Source organism: Pseudomonas sp. s4, assembly GCF_046764235.1.
Classification (GTDB): domain Bacteria; phylum Pseudomonadota; class Gammaproteobacteria; order Pseudomonadales; family Pseudomonadaceae; genus Aquipseudomonas; species Aquipseudomonas asiatica.
Genome location: NZ_CP177209.1, coordinates 5,682,308 through 5,698,506, shown reverse-complemented (window position 1 = coordinate 5,698,506; position 16,199 = coordinate 5,682,308). Strand labels below are relative to the sequence as shown.

Sequence of the window (16,199 nt, the reverse complement as noted above, 5' to 3'; positions counted from 1 at the left end):
GAGGGGTCTCGCTACGGTGTGCGCTGGCTTTGAATTGAGCGGTGGATCATTCTGTAAGGGTTCATGTGTTTACCAAGGGTTGTTAGGGGAACTGGTAAATCTGCCAGTATCCTTAGGGGAGCACGTTATACATACTGACGAGACTCTTGGGAGTTTTGCATATGGATTATTTATACAAGGGCTCGACGTTGGGCACGGTTATTACTGTGTCAAACTCAATAACTATCGTGGAGGGAGGACTGCGGATTGTGGCATTGCGCTCAATGCGATCTGGGCGATGCGAAATAATGAATGCAGGCACTGATCAGCAGGGTTCGATTCTGTCGTGGCAGGGTTCTAGCGAGTCCTGTCACGCCTACCAGAACTTCACTGCCTACGGGTATTCTCGGTTTTTGCATATTAATGTTGCCGGCTATCATGGAGTAGCTCGCGACAAGCTGACCGGACATTACCATTTTGGTCACGGATACAGGCAGTTGAACCCAGTATTGATGCGATTCAACAGCGCAGATGCATTAAGCCCATTCGGAGCGGGAGGGCTTAATGCTTATGCTTTTTTGCTCAATGACCCTGTAAATGGAACGGACCCTAGCGGAGCTTACAAAATTGGTGGGAGGGCTCTGGTATCTACTGATGATTTTGTCCTATTTGTTACGCAGCCAGCTCCCCGTATGCCTAGAGTTTTGAATGCGGTAGCTCATGCTAGGCCTGGCACGATAAAAATCGGTGGTGTTCGGCATACTCCGGAGAGGTATGTTGATTACCTGAAGGGATTGAAAATTGATCCTGCTGAGTTCGATCATCGTATTATCGGGTGTGGTACAGCGGACTCCCCGGGTGCTGGGCAACCCGCATTCATTGAAGGCCTTTCGGGCATTGTAAAAAGACCCGTTGAGGGTAATTCCGGTTTGGCGACTTACAAGCTGGAGCGCACGCTTAATCCAATGAGCCGGGAAGTGCATGTAAACGTGGAAGTTCCGGAAGTCAACCCCTTCGAGGTGGGTACGGAAAAGCATGCAAAATTCAATTACTCACCGGTAACGGTAGGTGCGATGGCGGATATAAGATCAAAAAAATGAAATTTTGGATCTCAATTGCTGTCTGAAAGATCCTTGACTGGATGAATTTTGCGGCGAAGCCGACTTCGTCGACCGCCTGCAGTATTTGTATTGAAACTCATGTCGGGCTGCTGCGTGGCCCATCGCGACACAAGCCCTTTCGCATTCGCGACGTCATTTCGCGTCGCTTCAATGTGGCCGAGATTCAGGGTTTTTCTCTCTGCAGCCCCGAGTCTGTGCGAGAGGTGGGCGAGCGCGCCTGGACTTCTTCACTGTCGAGGACATCAGCGACCAGCAACTGGTGCTGACCTCGCGCGATACGCACCTGGCCGTCATGGTCTGCATGGATGTGTCGACAGGGGAGTGCGGCTTCCCGCAGTTGAACGTGACCACCTCGGTGAAGTGCTTCAACACCTTTGGGCGTTTGTACATGGTACCGGTTGGATGGGTTCATGGCGTGATCGTGCGGCGGATGCTGAGCAACTTGCAGGGCCATCGTTTCGAGCGTCGATAAGCAGCAGATTCTTACCTGATAAATCAGAATTTTTACCTGATGTTGTAGGTAACTTCCCAAAGTTTGCCTTGGTGAGCGCGTGCTATTGCGTGGCTTGGCACAGGGAACTAGTGTCAACCGGGCCTTGAGGCGACAGCGCTAATCCGCCGTGAGCTTTTCAGGCACAACCGCAAGACGACAATGTCAGAGCGTTGTCGTTATCAGCCCAAACATTACCAGGGAGAGGTAAGCATGGCTTTCGATGCTTATACTCAAATCACCGAAATCGCTGGTGAAGCGCTGGACGAGCAGTTCACTAACTGGATCGAGATCGCTGGCTATAAGTTTGGTGCCAACCAGAGCACCTCTGCCACCGCCAGTTCTGCGGGCGGCGCATCATCAGGTCGCACCACCCTCACCAACTTCTCTTTCACCAAGCACCTGGACAGCGCCAGCTGCAAGTTGCTGGAAGCCAGCTGTGCCGGCCAGCACCTGAAAGAAGTGAAGTTGGTGCTGTGTCGTGCGGGTGGCGACAAGCTCAAGTACTACGAGGTCGTCCTCGAAGAAGTGATCATCGCCGACTACACCCAGAGCGCCAGTGCTGGCGTGCCGATGGAGGTGGTGCAACTGAACTATGGCCGTATCAAGACCACCTACACGCGTCAGAAACGCCTCGATGGCAGTGCCGGCGGCAATGTGACCGGCGGCTGGGATCGCATCAGCAACAAGAAATATGCGTGAGGTGCGACCATGTCCGAGGCACGTAGCTTCATCAATCCCCAGGCACAATCCTATGAGTCGTTGAAGGCCGGCACGCCGATGTCGGCCAATCAGCGGGCCAAGTTTGATGTGTTGAATGCGCATATCGTCAATAGCGTGGTTGTCGGAGGGGAGCTGGTGATTGTTGGAGATCCCAGTACCCCATCGTGTACGAGCCATGAAGCATATTTGATGGCAGAGGCGGCGGGGATACACCATCAGCTTGAGATCAATGGCGCTGGGGTGGATGACTTCTTTCTGGATAACTATGAGATGTTGAAAGGCTTGCTCTCTCATACCTCCATGGGGGCAGGCGTTGTGAGCGATGGTTGGAGCAGATACCTCGATGCGATCAAGAGGACGTTGGAAGAAATCGAGATATTACATCGGGAGTATTTGAAAAACGGCACGCTAAAAGCGCGTGACGAATTTTATGCCAAGAGAATGGCATTGTTTATGAAGTTGGAAGGGCAGTTGAACAACATGGCTGCGTATGGTTCGGGCCTGAAAAATAAGGGATCGGTGAAAAGAGCGCTCGAGATATCTACCAAGAGCTACCTACATACAGGTGAGATTGCTGGATATGCCGAAAAGATTGCTGGCGTCTCGAAAGCGGCAAGTCTGATTAAGAAGGGCACTTATATCGGCTTGGGGCTCGACGTGGCTTCAACAGGGCTAAGTATCCATCATGCATGTACCTTTGGACGCTCTGAAGATTGCAGAAAGGCCAAGTATGTGGAAGGAGTCTCTCTGGTCGGCAGTACGGGGGGCTCGATCGCGGGCGGGTCTATTGGTGGATTTCTAGGGGGAACTGGATGCGTACTTTTCCTCGGAGTGACGACAGGCGGTCCGGGGGCCCTCGCGTGTACTGTCATTGGAGGCGCCGTGGGTGGTGCTGCAGGCGGTTCGGTCGTAGGTGATATCGGTGAGATGTTTGGTGAGTTGTTATATGAGGTGACGCAATGATTGGCTTCGACGCCAGGTGGTTAGGTCTTCCTTTAATGATGGCTATGTTCATGGTCATATTTATATGGGTTTATATTTCAGTTCGCTATGTGAGTTACATAGAGTCGTTGCTTTCTAATAGTTCAATGGTTTCTGGTAATAAAAATATTTTTGGTCAGGCGGGTTTGGTGGGTAAAGTGATGCGTACCGGCTCCGCATCCGTAATGTTGTCGATGAGGGCGATTTGCATTCGTAAAGGCCTTTTGGATCTTCAGGATGTAAAGAAATTTCCTGGTGGTTTGCGCCGTATGCTTGTGGGCTTGTGGTTTGTTCATGTCGCTATTTTTTTGTCGCTCATAGGTCTTTGGAGTTGGTTGAAATTGGAAGGCTATTAATTTGGTGTGTGGGTAGGCGAGTTTGCGCCGATCGCGGGCAGCACGGTGCCGGCGGCGGTGGAGCAAGTGCAATCTCCAGGCGCAATCGTATGAGTCGCTGAAGGCCGGCACGCCGATGTCGGCCAATCAGCGGGTCAAGTTTGATGTGTTGAATGCGCATATTGCCAATAGCGTCGTTTTCCCTGGCGAACTCGTGATCGTGGGTGATCCAAGCAACCCCTCCTGCACTAGTCATGAAGCTTTTCTCATGGGTAAGGCGGCTGGGATACACCTTGATATCGAGTTGAACGGAGGGGGAATCGATGGATTCTTCCTAGAGAACTATGACCTGTTGCAGAGCTTGTTGACCCGTGCGTCTATAGGTGCAGGTGCAGCCAGTGATGCCTGGAACAAGCATCTTGAAGCTATCAAGAAAACGCTAGAGGAGATTGATCAACTGCATCACAGCAGGTGCAGGGGCTGTCGCTTGCGTGGTGCTCGGCGGGGTGGCTGGAGGTAGTGTAGGTGGGGCGTTAGAAGAAATGGGTGGCGAGTTTCTTGGAGAAGTTTTATATGAGGTGCTGCAATGACCAATGTGCAGGTCGCGGTGCTCGGAGTGTGTTTGTTTGCATCACCATTTTTAATGTTTGGAACGTGGATTGTAATTGCATACCGCTTCCTTGATAAGGTCGAGGCAAGCTTTTCAAATAGTCCCATGGTTGTGGGAAACAAAGCAATGTATGCCCGTGCTGGTATGCTTGGGCAGATTATGCGTTTGGGGTCAGTTTCCGCGATGCTATCAATGAAGGGTTTTTGCATTCGCAAAGGTATGTTGGACAGTGAAGATGTCCGCAATGCCCCTCAAGGCCTTAAAAAACTACTGGTTTGGTTATGGCATGCTCACGTGCTGCTTTTTATCTTGCTGGCTATGTTCTGTGTTTGGATAAGGTTTCTGAGATGACGGGTTTATATTAATGAAATCCGGGTTGGTCACCAGTCTGGACCCGCTCTCCGCCTTACTCAAATACATCCGTATAGTCAGTAAATACACCGGTAACCCGATGCCGCGATCAACAACGCCGCATAAGGCGCCGCCGCAGCGAAACAGCAGTTGGTTAGCCGGGTGGCGTTGAGCGCACGTTATCGCGGGCAGTATTTACAAGCATAGACGCCAGGGGGCGTAACAGGCATGCTGGAGAACGAAACCTTCAATCGACTCGGAACCAATCATAAAATATCGGCGAGCATCTACAATCTGATCCTCGGCGCAGTACTGCTGTGGGGCTTCTTCGTCAACTGGTATCTGGTAATCACGGTGCCGCCCGATATTGTTCGGTCCATCCCCATGATGCTGTTCCTGGTTGGCTACTTGATCACCGCGTTACCGGGTGTCGCGATCATCTTCAAATCTGAAAAGCCGTTGTATAGTTTCCTCGGCTACAACCTGATCGTGATTCCGGTCGGGTTGCTGCTTGTCATCGTCCTCCCAAAGTACTCACATGAAAACATCGTGAATGCCTTGCAGGCGACCGTCTTGCTAACCGTTACCATGATGTTGCTGGGGTCTGTATTCCCCCGCTTCTTCAAGCGCATCAAGGCGTCATTATGCATAGCTTTGATAGCTGTGATCTTCGTTGAATTGGCGCAGGTTTGGTTATTCGGTATCCATCTCGCGCTAATTGATTGGATCACAGCACTGATCTTCTGTGGCTATATCGGGGTTGATTGGGGGCGTGCGAACCAGATTGAGCGTACCGTGGATAATGCAATAGACAGCGCTGCATCGCTGTATCTAGACATTATCAATCTGTTTCTGCGGGTCTTGCGGATCATGTCCAAGAAGTGAGTTGCCCAGGTGGCTTAATGCCCAGGCCGCATGGCGGCCTGGGCAAGCTTTCAAGTCTTGTTCAAATACATCCGCGTTGTAAGCAGATATACCGGCAACCCCGAAACCACAATCAGCAACGCCGCATAAGGCGCTGCCGCCGCGAACTCGACGTTGGCCGTATGCGCCCATACCTCGGTCGCCAGGGTGGTCATGCCGGTCGGGCTGAGCAGCAAGGTAGCTGTCAGTTCCTTCATGGCATCCAGGAACACCAGGGCAAAGGCTGCCGCCATGGCCGGGAAGATGATCGGCAAGGTCACCCGGCAAAACGCGGCAAAGCTGCTCGCGCCCAAGGTGCGTGCGGCTTCCTCCAGCGTCGGCGAAGCCTTGTTCAGTGCGGTGCGCACCGGCGACTGCGCCAGCGGCAGGAACAGCAGCGCATAGGCCAGCAGCAACAGTGCCGTGGTCTGGTACAGCGCCGGCACGTAATGCAGGGCGAAGAACACCAGGGTCAGGGCAATCACCAGGCCGGGCAGGGCGTGCAACAGGTATGGCAGGCGCTCGGCCCAGATTGCCAGGCGGCCCTTGTAGCGCACCACCAGGAAGCTGATTGGCAGGGCTAGCAACACGCAGAAACCGGCACCCCCCAGCGACACCGACAACGAGGTGAACAGCGCCTTGGAAATGGCCGCAACAGGGAATGCCGCCGATGAACCCACGCTCAACCAGTAGCCGAGCATGGCCAGCGGAATACCGCTGCCCAACACCGCCAGGCCCACGCAGAACAGTTGCGCCAGCACTGCCCAGCCACGCAACCGCACCGGTTGTGCTCGTCGCGCCACACCCTGGCCGATGCGCACGTGACGGGCCTTGCCACGTACCCGCAGTTCAAGCCACAGCATCACCAGGCACATCGCCAACAGCACGGCGGACAGCATGGCCGCGTTGGCATTGCTGAACTCCAGTTCGAACTGCTGGTAAATCGCCGTGGTGAAGGTTTGCAAGCCTAGGATCGACAAGGCGCCGAACTCCACCAGCATGTGCAGGGCGATCAGCAGCGCGCCGCCAAGCATCGACGGCCACAGCAGCGGCAGGGTGACCTTGATGAATACGCCCCAGCGGCTGCAGCCCAGCGTACGTGCCGATTCCTCCAGCGAGGTATCGAGGTTGCGCAGGGTCGCGGCCACCGGCAGGAACACCAGTGGGTACTTGGACAGGGCCATGACCATGATCGCCCCGCCCAGCCCTTCGAAGTCCGAGCTCAGCGACACCCAGGTGAAGCTGCTGACGAACGACGGCACGGCGAACGGCAGGCACAGCACCACGCCCCACAACCGGCGGCCGGCCAGGTTGCTGCGCTCCAGCAGCCAGGCCAGGGCCAAGCCGACCACCATGCAGGTCAGCGTCACCCCGACCATCAGCATCAGGGTGTTGCGCATCAGCCCCCAGACAAACGGCCGCCACAGCAGGTGCAAGGCTTCGCGCCAGCCGGCCTCCCAGGCTTTCATGGCAACGTACAGCAAAGGCAGCAAGCTCATCGCTACCAGGAACAGCACAGGCAGCACCACCCAGACGGAGGGGCGCTTGCGGCGCAGTACGAAGCGTACCGGCACCGGCTCGGACAGGGCGGCAGTCATCAGAGCAGGCCGACCTCGCGCTCAAGCTCGATCGCTTCCTCGGCATTGCCCAGGTCGGCTGGTGAGATCTTCGGCGGGCGCAGGTCTTCGAACGGTTTCAGGCCACGGTCGGAGACCATGCCTTTGTGCAGCGGGTACTCGGCGGTGGTCTGGGTGATCACGCGCTGGCCTTCTTCGCTGGCCATCCAGTTGAGCAGGGCCTGGGCTTCTTTCGGGTGCTTGCTGGCCTTGACCACGGCTGCGCCGGAAATGGTGACCAGGTTGCCGGCATCGCCATCGGCCAGGTAGTAGAGCTTGGTGTCCAGCTTGCCGCGCTCGCGCTCCAGCGCATACCAGTAGTAGTTGTTCACCAGTACCGCAGCCACTTCGCCTTTTTCCACGGCTTTGAGGGCGACCATGTTGTTGGTGTAGGTCTTGCCGAATGCCTTCAGGCCGGTCAGCCATTCTTCGGTGGCTTCTCGCCCGTGCATCTTCAGGATGGCCACGGCCTGTTCCTGGAAGGCGCCGCTGGTGGGCACATAGCCGACGCGGCCTTCCCACTCGGGGTTGGCAAAGTCCATCACTGTGGTCGGCAAGTCTTTCTCGTCGACCTTCTTCGGGTTGAAGACGACGATGCGCGTACGGGCGGTGATGCCCATCCAGGTGCCGTTGGCGCCTACATACTCCTTGGGCATCATGTTCGCGGTGGCGTCATCGATCTTTGCCAGTAGGCCCAGTTCGCCCAGGTTGTTCAGGGGAGGGGACTCTTCGGTGTAGATGATGTCGGCCGGCGAGCGTTCGCCTTCCTCGATGATCTGGCTGGCCAGCTGGTTGCTGCTGCCCTTGCGAATATTGATGTGGACGCCGGTTTTGGCCTCGTAGGCCTTGGCGATGGCCTCGCCGATTTCCTTGTGCTGACCGTTGTACATGGTCAGGGTGACCGGTGCGTCTGCCATGGCGGCCGGAGCGCCAACGACCAGGCTCAGCACGGCGGCGGCCAAGGTACGCATCAGCGGTTGCGGGCGGATCGTCATGCGGGTACTTCCTCGCTTACGGCTACATATTTGGAAACAATGGTAAACGAAATCGTTTCTCAAGTGGCCGGGTGACGAGAAATTCATGGTCAGACCAAGGTGCAAGAGTCTGAAGGTGTCAGGTATTTCACTAGCCGGAAGGCCTGTGATGATTCTGTGGGAGCGGGCGCGCCCGCGAAGAGGCCGGCACAGGTTTGCACCTATGACCGAAAGAGGAGGGATACAAAAATCGCAGGCAAGAAAAAACCCACTAGCAAGGCTAGTGGGTTTTTGTATGGTGCCCAGGAGAAGACTCGAACTTCCACGACCGTTAAGTCACTGATACCTGAAACCAGCGCGTCTACCAATTCCGCCACCTGGGCAAAGCTTTGCATCATCTGAGGAAGGCGACTATCGTTCGCTTTCACACAGTAGTAACAGATCCTTGGTCATCTGTTACTTGAAAATATTTGGTGCCCAGGAGAAGACTCGAACTTCCACGGCCGTTAAGCCACTGATACCTGAAACCAGCGCGTCTACCAATTCCGCCACCTGGGCACACATTCGAGATTACTTGATGCTTTACAGCGCCGCTCATCTCTACTACAACTTCGGGGTTGTCCGTCGTTGTGGTGCGCACTATACGGACGGTCCGGGGGGCTGTAAACCCCCCAAGCAAAAAAAATTTCAAAAAATTCAACTTGTTGATTCCGCAGGCCTATTCGTCCTCGCCAGACACGCCGGTGGGGCTGTCCAAGGCTGACATTTCCGGTTTCAATACGCCTATGCCAGAATTCCTATCTATATACCCCAAGGTGAACCCCTTCTGATGGCCGATTGGCAATCCCTCGATCCCGAGGCCGCTCGCGAAGCGGAAAAATACGACAACCCTATTCCCAGCCGTGAGCTGATCCTGCAGCGCCTCGCCGACCGTGGCGAACCGGCCGCACGCGAGGAGCTGGCGGCCGAGTTCGGTCTTTACGACGAAGACCAGATCGAAGCCCTGCGCCGCCGCCTGCGTGCCATGGAGCGCGATGGCCAGCTTATCTATACCCGGCGCGGCACTTATGCCCCGGTAGACAAGCTGGACCTGATCTGCGGCCGCGTCTCCGGTCACCGCGACGGCTTCGGCTTCCTTATTCCGGACGACGGCAGCGAAGATCTGTTCCTCAGCCCGTCGCAAATGCGCCTGGTGTTCGACGGTGACCGCGGCCTGGCCCGCGTCTCTGGCGTCGACCGCCGTGGCCGCCGTGAAGGCGTGCTGGTCGAAATCATCTCCCGCGCCCACGAAAGCGTGGTCGGCCGTTACTTCGAAGAAGGCGGTATCGGCTACGTTACCCCGGACAACCCGAAGATCCAGCAGGAAGTGCTGGTCACCGCCGGGCGTAACGGCGGGGCCAAGATCGGCCAGTTCGTCGAGATCAAGATCACCCACTGGCCGACGCCGCGCTTCCAGCCGCAAGGCGATGTGGTCGAGGTCATCGGCAACTACATGGCGCCGGGCATGGAAATCGACGTTGCGCTGCGCAGCTACGATATCCCGCACGTCTGGCCCAAAGAGGTGATCAAGGAGGCGCGCAAGTTCCGCTCCGAAGTCGAAGAGAAGGACAAGGAGAAGCGCGTCGACCTGCGCCACCTGCCGTTCGTCACCATCGACGGCGAGGACGCCCGCGACTTCGACGACGCGGTCTATTGCGAACCGCTGGGCAAGCTGCGCCTGTTCTCCGGTGGCTGGCGCCTGTATGTGGCCATTGCCGATGTGTCCAGCTACGTTCGCCTGGGCTCGGCCCTGGACGTCGAGGCCCAGCAGCGCGGCAACTCGGTGTACTTCCCCGAGCGCGTGGTACCGATGCTCCCCGAAGAGCTGTCCAACGGCCTGTGCTCGCTGAACCCGCATGTCGATCGCCTGGCCATGGTCTGCGAAATGACCATTAACAAAGCCGGCCAGATGGTCGACTACCAGTTCTACGAAGGCGTCATCCACTCCCACGCCCGCCTGACCTACAACAAGGTCAGCAGCATGCTCGAGCACTCCCGCACCCGTGAGGGCAAGGCGCTGCGCGAGGAGTACAAGGCAGTCGTCCCGGACCTGAAGAACCTGTACAACTTGTACAAGGTGCTGGTGGAGGCCCGTCACACCCGTGGCGCGATCGACTTCGAGACCCAGGAAACCCGCATCATCTTCGGTGACGAGCGCAAGATCGCGGAAATCCGCCCGACCGTGCGCAACGACGCCCACAAGCTGATCGAAGAATGCATGCTGGCGGCCAACGTGGCCACCGCCGAATTCCTGCAGAAGCATGGCGTACCGGCCCTGTACCGCGTGCACGACGGCCCGCCGCCGGAGCGTCTGGAAAAGCTGCGCGCCTTCCTGGGCGAACTGGGCCTGACCCTGCACAAGGGCAAGGACCCGTCGCCGAAGGATTACCAGGCACTGCTGGCGAGCATCGCCGGGCGCCCGGACTTCCACCTGATCCAGACCGTGATGCTGCGTTCGTTGAGCCAGGCGGTGTACAGCACCGACAACAACGGCCACTTCGGCCTGAACTACGAGGCGTACACCCACTTCACCTCGCCGATCCGTCGCTACCCGGACCTGCTGGTGCACCGCGCCATCCGCAGCATCATCCGTTCCAGGGTCGACACCCCGCACGTCAAGCGTGCTGGCGCCATGAGCATTCCCAAGGCGCGTATCTACCCGTACGACGAGAACACCCTCGAGCAGCTCGGCGAGCAGTGCTCGATGACCGAGCGCCGGGCCGATGAAGCCACCCGTGACGTGGTCAACTGGCTTAAGTGCGAGTTCATGAAGGACCGCGTCGGCGAAACCTTCCCGGGTGTGATCACTGCGGTAACCGGTTTCGGCCTGTTCGTCGAGCTGACCGATATCTATGTGGAAGGCCTGGTGCACGTCAGTGCGCTGCCGGGCGACTACTACCACTTCGACCCGGTGCACCACCGCCTGTCTGGCGAGCGTACCGGTCGCAGCTTCCGACTGGGCGACACGATCGAGGTCAAGGTCATGCGCGTCGACCTGGACGAACGCAAGATCGACTTCGAAGTGTCGGAAAAGACCCTCGCCGCCCCGATCGGCCGCAAGCAGCGTGGTGCCGCACCGGCTGCCGGCCAGGCCGAGCAGGCCCCGGTCGAGGCCAAGGCCACACCGAAGCCGCGCAGCCGCAAGAGCGAGACCGCCGAGGCGTACTTCCCGAAAGACGCTGTGCAGCGTAACGCCGAAGTGCGCAAGAGCCGCGAAATGAAGAAGGCACTGATGAGCGAGGCGCGCAGTGGCGGCCATGCCAGCAGTAAGTCGGAAAAGGGCAGCAAGGCCTCCGGCAAGCCGACCAAGCACCGTAAAGGCCCGTCGAAGTCCGGCGCGCCACGCAAGAGCAAGAGCAAGTCATGAGTCAGCTGGAAAAGATCTACGGCGTGCACGCCGTGCAGGCATTGCTGCAGCACCATCCGAAGCGGGTCAAGCAGATCTGGCTGTCGGAAGGGCGCAGCGAGCCTCGCCTGCAGGCGTTGCTGGCGTTGGCTGCGGAAAATCGCGTGGCGGTCGGCCAGGCCGAGCGTCGTGAGATGGATGCCTGGGTAGAAGGCGTGCACCAGGGTGTGGTCGCCGAGGTGAGCCCGAGCCAGGTCTGGGGCGAATTGATGCTCGAGGAATTGCTCGAACGCACCGAAACACCACCGCTGATCCTGGTGCTGGACGGTGTGACCGACCCGCACAACCTTGGCGCCTGCCTGCGTACCGCCGATGCCGCCGGCGCCACGGCAGTGGTGGTGCCCAAGGACAAGTCTGCAACCCTGACACCGGTCGTGCGCAAGGTGGCCTGTGGCGCTGCGGAGGTGATTCCGCTGGTGGCCGTGACCAACCTGGCGCGTACCCTGGAGAAACTGCAGCAGCGTGGCCTGTGGGTGGTAGGTACCGCCGGCGAGGCCGAGCAGGAGATCTATCAGCAGGACCTGACCGGGCCGCTGGTGATGATCATGGGCGCGGAAGGCAAGGGCATGCGCCGGCTGACCCGCGAGCATTGCGATTTCCTGGTGAAGTTGCCGATGGGCGGTAGTGTCAGCAGCCTGAACGTGTCGGTGGCGACTGGCGTGTGCCTGTTCGAGGCTGTGCGTCAGCGTCAGGCCAAGCGCTGATCTTCGGCCTGTACCGGCCCTATCGCCGGCAAGCCGGCTCCCACAGGTGCACCACAAGGTTCAGCACCTGTGGCGATCCTGTGGGAGCTGGCTTGCCGGCGATAGGGCCAGTGCAGGAATAATGTGTTTCAGGCTGTTCAAATATTCACCAATCACCTTGCTTGTACGCCTCGCCTTCTCTACAATTGCGCCCCTTGCCGAGCTGGCAGGCGCGCATGTGCCTCCCCTCCGTGCAAGACATACAGTGTCATTCACTCCTTGTCTGACCAGATTCGCTGGCAGACTACTAACCCGTAAGGAGCATTCATGCGTCATTACGAAATCATCTTCCTGGTTCACCCGGACCAGAGCGAGCAAGTCGGCGGCATGGTTGAGCGTTACACCAAGCTGATCGAAGAAGATGGTGGCAAGATCCACCGCCTGGAAGACTGGGGCCGTCGTCAACTGGCCTACGCAATCAACAATGTTCACAAGGCTCACTACGTGATGCTGAACGTTGAGTGCACCGGCAAGGCCCTGGCCGAGCTGGAAGACAACTTCCGCTACAACGATGCCGTTATCCGTAACCTGGTCATCCGTCGTGACGAAGCCGTTACCGGCCAGTCCGAGATGCTGAAGGCTGAAGAAAACCGCAGCGAGCGCCGTGAGCGTCGTGAGCGTCCTGAGCATGCTGAATCCGCCGACGGCGACGACAGCAATGACAGCGACTCCAGCGATAACGCTGACGAGTAATCCACGGACCTTTAGAGGAGCCTATTAAATGGCACGTTTCTTCCGTCGTCGTAAATTCTGCCGCTTCACTGCTGAAGACGTGAAAGAGATCGACTTCAAAGATCTCAACACCCTGAAAGCTTACGTATCCGAAACCGGCAAGATCGTTCCAAGCCGTATCACCGGTACCAAAGCTCGTTATCAGCGTCAGCTGGCTACCGCTATCAAGCGCGCCCGCTTCCTGGCCCTGCTGCCCTACACCGACAGCCACGGCCGCTGAGACCGGGTCGTCGACAAGCAGTAAGGGATTAGCATGCGAGCGTTAGCAAGTTTCATCATGCGCGGTCGTGTGCAGGCCACCCTGGTGGTGGTCATCAGCGCGGTACTGCCGCTGCTGTTCTGGTTGAGTGCCGCTGCCGGCAGCCTTGTGCTGCTGCGGCGTGGGTTCAAGGATGCTACAACGGTCATCGCCGGCGGCCTGCTGGCCGGGCTGGCCGTGTGGGTCATGGGCGATCCCATCACCTTTCTGGTGATCGCGGGTGCCCTGGGCCTGGCTGCGCTGTTGCGCGCCGAGCATCACTGGAGCCGGGTGTTGCTGGTCAGTGCCGTGTTCGCCGTGGCTTTCAGCCTCGTGCTCGATCTGGCGCTGGCGCAAACCTTCGATGTACTGGCCAAGGCCTTTGCCGAAGCCATGCCGAAAATCGAGGGGCAGCCGGTGCTCTCCGGTGAGCTGATCCGCCCTGTGCTGGTCGCTTCCACAGCAGTGACGGTGCAATTGTTCAGTGTGCTGGCCTTGGTGCTGGCGCGCTACTGGCAGGCAGCGTTGTACAACCCTGGAGGCTTCGGTCGCGAGTTTCGCGCCCTGAAGTTGCCGAAACAGACCATGGCGGTCTTGGTGGCAGTGATGGTGGTGGCCCCGTTCATCGGGCCGCAGTTCATCGTCCTGGCATCGGCCTCGAGCCTGGTACTGGTGCTGGCCGGCATCGCCTTGATGCATGGGCTGGTGGCACAGGGTCGACTGGCCGGTTTCTGGCTGGTGGGCATGTACGTGACGCTGCCGCTGATCATGCAGCTGATTTATCCGTTGCTGGTGGTTCTGGCCATTGTCGACAGCCTGATTGATTTTCGCGGTCGCAAGTCCCCCAAGGGGAATGACTCCGCGAACGGTGAAGGTTAAAAGTTAAGAGGTTTTACCAAATGGAACTGATCCTGCTGGAAAAAGTCGCTAACCTGGGCAACCTGGGCGACAAAGTAAAGGTTAAGGCTGGTTACGGCCGTAACTTCCTGCTGCCATTCGGCAAGGCCACCGTTGCCAACGCCGCCAACCTGGCTGCGTTCGAAGAGCGTCGCGCCGAGCTGGAAAAAGCAGCTGCTGACAAGAAAGCTTCGGCTGAAAGCCGCGCTGCCCAACTGGCCGAGCTGGAAGTGACCATCACTGCCACCGCTGGCGACGAAGGCAAGCTGTTCGGTTCGATCGGCACCCACGACATCGCTGACGCCCTGACCGCCTCCGGCGTTGAAGTGGCCAAGGCTGAAGTTCGTCTGCCGAACGGCACCATCCGTCAGGTTGGCGAATACGACGTAGCCGTGCACCTGCACAGCGACGTTGAAGCCACCGTACGCGTGGTCGTCGTAGCTGCCTAAGCTGCGCTGACTGTCTGGCTCCTTGTGGGGCAGGCGGTTAACATCGGGCACGGTCCTGTTTTCGACAGGCCGTGCCCTTTGTCTTTTTCATCCTCCAGAATTCTTTCGTGGCCATGAACGAGATCACCACTTCCGAACAGCTTGACCTGCAAACCGCAGCCCTGAAGGTGCCGCCGCATTCCATCGAGGCCGAACAGGCCGTGCTCGGTGGCCTGATGCTGGACAACAACGCCTGGGAGCGGGTGCTGGACCAGGTATCGGATGGCGACTTCTACCGGCATGACCACCGCCTGATCTTCCGTGCCGTGCACAAGTTGGCCGACGCCAACCAGCCATTCGACGTGGTGACCCTGCACGAGCAGTTGGACAAGGAAGGCCTTTCTTCGCAAGTCGGTGGGTTGGCGTACCTGGCCGAGCTGGCCAAGAACACCCCGTCGGTGGCCAACATCAAGGCCTACGCCGCGATCATTCGCGAGCGCGCCACCCTGCGCCAGCTGATCAGCATCAGTACCGATATCGCCGACAACGCGTTCAACCCGCAAGGGCGCAACGCCGAAGAAATTCTCGACGACGCCGAGCGGCAGATCTTCCAGATTGCCGAGGCTCGCCCGAAAACCGGCGGCCCGGTGGGGGTCAACGAACTGTTGACCATGGCCATCGACCGCATCGACACGCTGTTCAACTCCGACAGTGACATCACCGGCGTATCGACCGGTTTCACCGACCTCGACGAGAAGACCAGCGGCCTGCAGCCAGCCGACCTGATCATCGTCGCCGGCCGACCGTCGATGGGTAAGACCACTTTCGCCATGAACCTGGTGGAAAACGCCGTACTGCGTACCGACAAGGCGGTACTGGTGTTCTCCCTCGAGATGCCAGGTGAATCGCTGATCATGCGTATGCTCTCGTCCCTTGGCCGTATCGACCAGACCAAGGTGCGTTCCGGCCAGCTGGACGACGATGACTGGCCGCGCCTGACCTCGGCTGTGAACCTGCTCAACGACCGCAAGCTTTTCATCGACGATACTGCCGGTATCAGCCCCTCTGAAATGCGCGCGCGTACCCGTCGCCTGGCCCGCGAGCACGGCGAAATCGCCATGATCATGGTCGACTACCTGCAGCTGATGCAGATCCCGGGTTCGGCCGGTGACAACCGGACCAACGAGATTTCCGAGATCTCCCGCTCGCTCAAGGCTTTGGCCAAGGAATTCAACTGCCCGGTCATCGCCCTGTCGCAGCTGAACCGCTCCCTGGAACAGCGCCCGAACAAACGCCCGGTGAACTCTGACTTGCGTGAATCCGGTGCGATCGAGCAGGACGCCGACGTGATCATGTTCGTCTACCGCGATGAGGTGTACCACCCTGAGACCGAGCACAAGGGCGTGGCGGAAATCATCATCGGTAAGCAGCGTAACGGCCCCATCGGCTTCGTGCGCCTGGCGTTCATCGGCAAGTACACCCGCTTCGAGAATCTTGCGCCGGGCATGTACAACTTCGACGACGACGAATAAGCCACCGGCCTCATCGCCGGCCAGCCATGAATCCGACAACCATCGTCGGATTTGGTCAAAATTTGTGCTATATTCCGCGCCCGCGATTTCCCTGCACACCA

The 16,199-nt window shown here is 58.2% G+C and carries 15 protein-coding genes, 2 tRNA genes and 2 pseudogenes; 15 read left to right on the top strand and 4 right to left on the bottom strand.

The window, feature by feature from the left end; all coding sequences use genetic code 11:
- Nucleotides 1–161: 161 nt before the first annotated feature.
- From ACK56M_RS26490 to ACK56M_RS26455, 8 genes and pseudogenes are all read left to right on the top strand, one after another.
- Nucleotides 162–1,079 carry an RHS repeat-associated core domain-containing protein gene (locus ACK56M_RS26490; protein WP_100413018.1) on the top strand — a complete coding sequence of 306 codons (918 nt, stop codon included), beginning with the start codon at nucleotides 162–164 and terminating at the stop codon, nucleotides 1,077–1,079.
- A 131-nt stretch (nucleotides 1,080–1,210) separates the two neighbouring features.
- Nucleotides 1,211–1,572, top strand: a pseudogene (locus ACK56M_RS26485) (DUF2867 domain-containing protein); the annotation flags it as partial.
- Nucleotides 1,573–1,803: 231 nt separating this feature from the next.
- Nucleotides 1,804–2,292 carry an Hcp family type VI secretion system effector gene (locus tag ACK56M_RS26480; RefSeq protein WP_054572157.1) on the top strand — a complete coding sequence of 163 codons (489 nt, stop codon included), beginning with the start codon at nucleotides 1,804–1,806 and terminating at the stop codon, nucleotides 2,290–2,292.
- Nucleotides 2,293–2,301: 9 nt separating this feature from the next.
- A complete protein-coding gene (locus ACK56M_RS26475) occupies nucleotides 2,302–3,276 on the top strand; it encodes a hypothetical protein (RefSeq protein ID WP_100413019.1) in 975 nt (324 codons plus the stop codon).
- Nucleotides 3,273–3,650: a hypothetical protein gene (locus ACK56M_RS26470; protein WP_054572156.1), complete on the top strand. Its 378-nt coding sequence runs from the start codon at nucleotides 3,273–3,275 to the stop codon at nucleotides 3,648–3,650. Before ACK56M_RS26475 ends, ACK56M_RS26470 begins: the two co-directional genes overlap by 4 nt.
- A 115-nt stretch (nucleotides 3,651–3,765) precedes the next feature.
- A pseudogene (locus tag ACK56M_RS26465) lies at nucleotides 3,766–4,092 on the top strand (hypothetical protein); the annotation flags it as partial.
- 123 nt (nucleotides 4,093–4,215) lie between these two features.
- Entirely contained in the window at nucleotides 4,216–4,590 is a 375-nt protein-coding gene (locus ACK56M_RS26460; RefSeq protein ID WP_061303483.1) for a hypothetical protein, read from the top strand.
- 228 nt (nucleotides 4,591–4,818) lie between these two features.
- Nucleotides 4,819–5,475 carry a Bax inhibitor-1 family protein gene (locus tag ACK56M_RS26455; protein ID WP_411959146.1) on the top strand — a complete coding sequence of 219 codons (657 nt, stop codon included), beginning with the start codon at nucleotides 4,819–4,821 and terminating at the stop codon, nucleotides 5,473–5,475.
- 50 nt (nucleotides 5,476–5,525) lie between these two features.
- Here the strand turns inward: ACK56M_RS26455 and ACK56M_RS26450 are convergent, their stop codons facing one another.
- The 4 genes from ACK56M_RS26450 to ACK56M_RS26435 form a co-directional block, all read right to left on the bottom strand.
- Entirely contained in the window at nucleotides 5,526–7,091 is a 1,566-nt protein-coding gene (locus tag ACK56M_RS26450; protein ID WP_411959145.1) for an ABC transporter permease, read from the bottom strand.
- Nucleotides 7,091–8,104 carry an extracellular solute-binding protein gene (locus tag ACK56M_RS26445; RefSeq protein WP_054572153.1) on the bottom strand — a complete coding sequence of 338 codons (1,014 nt, stop codon included), beginning with the start codon at nucleotides 8,102–8,104 and terminating at the stop codon, nucleotides 7,091–7,093. Before ACK56M_RS26445 ends, ACK56M_RS26450 begins: the two co-directional genes overlap by 1 nt.
- Nucleotides 8,105–8,379: 275 nt before the next feature.
- Nucleotides 8,380–8,466 (bottom strand) — tRNA-Leu (locus ACK56M_RS26440).
- An 88-nt stretch (nucleotides 8,467–8,554) separates the two neighbouring features.
- Nucleotides 8,555–8,641, bottom strand: a tRNA-Leu gene (locus ACK56M_RS26435).
- A gap of 271 nt (nucleotides 8,642–8,912) precedes the next feature.
- Between ACK56M_RS26435 and rnr the strand changes: the two genes are divergently transcribed.
- From rnr to dnaB, 7 genes are all read left to right on the top strand, one after another.
- A complete protein-coding gene (gene rnr, locus ACK56M_RS26430; RefSeq protein ID WP_054572152.1) occupies nucleotides 8,913–11,489 on the top strand; it encodes a ribonuclease R in 2,577 nt (858 codons plus the stop codon).
- Nucleotides 11,486–12,232: a 23S rRNA (guanosine(2251)-2'-O)-methyltransferase RlmB gene (gene rlmB, locus ACK56M_RS26425; RefSeq protein ID WP_003259007.1), complete on the top strand. Its 747-nt coding sequence runs from the start codon at nucleotides 11,486–11,488 to the stop codon at nucleotides 12,230–12,232. Before rnr ends, rlmB begins: the two co-directional genes overlap by 4 nt.
- Before the next feature lie 306 nt (nucleotides 12,233–12,538).
- Nucleotides 12,539–12,964, top strand: coding sequence for a 30S ribosomal protein S6 (rpsF, locus tag ACK56M_RS26420; RefSeq protein ID WP_013974420.1), 426 nt, complete (start codon nucleotides 12,539–12,541; stop codon nucleotides 12,962–12,964).
- A gap of 28 nt (nucleotides 12,965–12,992) precedes the next feature.
- Nucleotides 12,993–13,223 carry a 30S ribosomal protein S18 gene (gene rpsR, locus ACK56M_RS26415; protein ID WP_003249563.1) on the top strand — a complete coding sequence of 77 codons (231 nt, stop codon included), beginning with the start codon at nucleotides 12,993–12,995 and terminating at the stop codon, nucleotides 13,221–13,223.
- 33 nt (nucleotides 13,224–13,256) lie between these two features.
- Complete coding sequence (locus ACK56M_RS26410) at nucleotides 13,257–14,120, top strand: hypothetical protein (protein ID WP_191472082.1); 864 nt, start codon at nucleotides 13,257–13,259, stop codon at nucleotides 14,118–14,120.
- 20 nt (nucleotides 14,121–14,140) lie between these two features.
- Nucleotides 14,141–14,587 (top strand): 50S ribosomal protein L9, encoded by a 447-nt coding sequence (rplI, locus tag ACK56M_RS26405; protein WP_003249568.1) that lies wholly within the window; start codon nucleotides 14,141–14,143, stop codon nucleotides 14,585–14,587.
- A gap of 113 nt (nucleotides 14,588–14,700) precedes the next feature.
- Nucleotides 14,701–16,098 carry a replicative DNA helicase gene (gene dnaB, locus ACK56M_RS26400; protein WP_015271992.1) on the top strand — a complete coding sequence of 466 codons (1,398 nt, stop codon included), beginning with the start codon at nucleotides 14,701–14,703 and terminating at the stop codon, nucleotides 16,096–16,098.
- The last annotated feature ends 101 nt before the right edge of the window (nucleotides 16,099–16,199 follow it).

What these genes read in the sequence shown, in the direction of transcription:
- rnr (WP_054572152.1), top strand. Translation starts at nt 8,913, where the DNA reads ATGGCCGATTGGCAATCCCTCGATCCCGAGGCCGCTCGCGAAGCGGAA.
- ACK56M_RS26480 (WP_054572157.1), top strand. Translation starts at nt 1,804, where the DNA reads ATGGCTTTCGATGCTTATACTCAAATCACCGAAATCGCTGGTGAAGCG.
- ACK56M_RS26445 (WP_054572153.1), bottom strand. Translation starts at nt 8,104, where the DNA reads ATGACGATCCGCCCGCAACCGCTGATGCGTACCTTGGCCGCCGCCGTG.
- rlmB (WP_003259007.1), top strand. Translation starts at nt 11,486, where the DNA reads ATGAGTCAGCTGGAAAAGATCTACGGCGTGCACGCCGTGCAGGCATTG.
- ACK56M_RS26475 (WP_100413019.1), top strand. Translation starts at nt 2,302, where the DNA reads ATGTCCGAGGCACGTAGCTTCATCAATCCCCAGGCACAATCCTATGAG.
- ACK56M_RS26450 (WP_411959145.1), bottom strand. Translation starts at nt 7,091, where the DNA reads ATGACTGCCGCCCTGTCCGAGCCGGTGCCGGTACGCTTCGTACTGCGC.
- rpsR (WP_003249563.1), top strand. Translation starts at nt 12,993, where the DNA reads ATGGCACGTTTCTTCCGTCGTCGTAAATTCTGCCGCTTCACTGCTGAA.
- ACK56M_RS26490 (WP_100413018.1), top strand. Translation starts at nt 162, where the DNA reads ATGGATTATTTATACAAGGGCTCGACGTTGGGCACGGTTATTACTGTG.
- ACK56M_RS26455 (WP_411959146.1), top strand. Translation starts at nt 4,819, where the DNA reads ATGCTGGAGAACGAAACCTTCAATCGACTCGGAACCAATCATAAAATA.
- ACK56M_RS26460 (WP_061303483.1), top strand. Translation starts at nt 4,216, where the DNA reads ATGACCAATGTGCAGGTCGCGGTGCTCGGAGTGTGTTTGTTTGCATCA.
- rpsF (WP_013974420.1), top strand. Translation starts at nt 12,539, where the DNA reads ATGCGTCATTACGAAATCATCTTCCTGGTTCACCCGGACCAGAGCGAG.
- ACK56M_RS26470 (WP_054572156.1), top strand. Translation starts at nt 3,273, where the DNA reads ATGATTGGCTTCGACGCCAGGTGGTTAGGTCTTCCTTTAATGATGGCT.
- rplI (WP_003249568.1), top strand. Translation starts at nt 14,141, where the DNA reads ATGGAACTGATCCTGCTGGAAAAAGTCGCTAACCTGGGCAACCTGGGC.
- ACK56M_RS26410 (WP_191472082.1), top strand. Translation starts at nt 13,257, where the DNA reads ATGCGAGCGTTAGCAAGTTTCATCATGCGCGGTCGTGTGCAGGCCACC.
- dnaB (WP_015271992.1), top strand. Translation starts at nt 14,701, where the DNA reads ATGAACGAGATCACCACTTCCGAACAGCTTGACCTGCAAACCGCAGCC.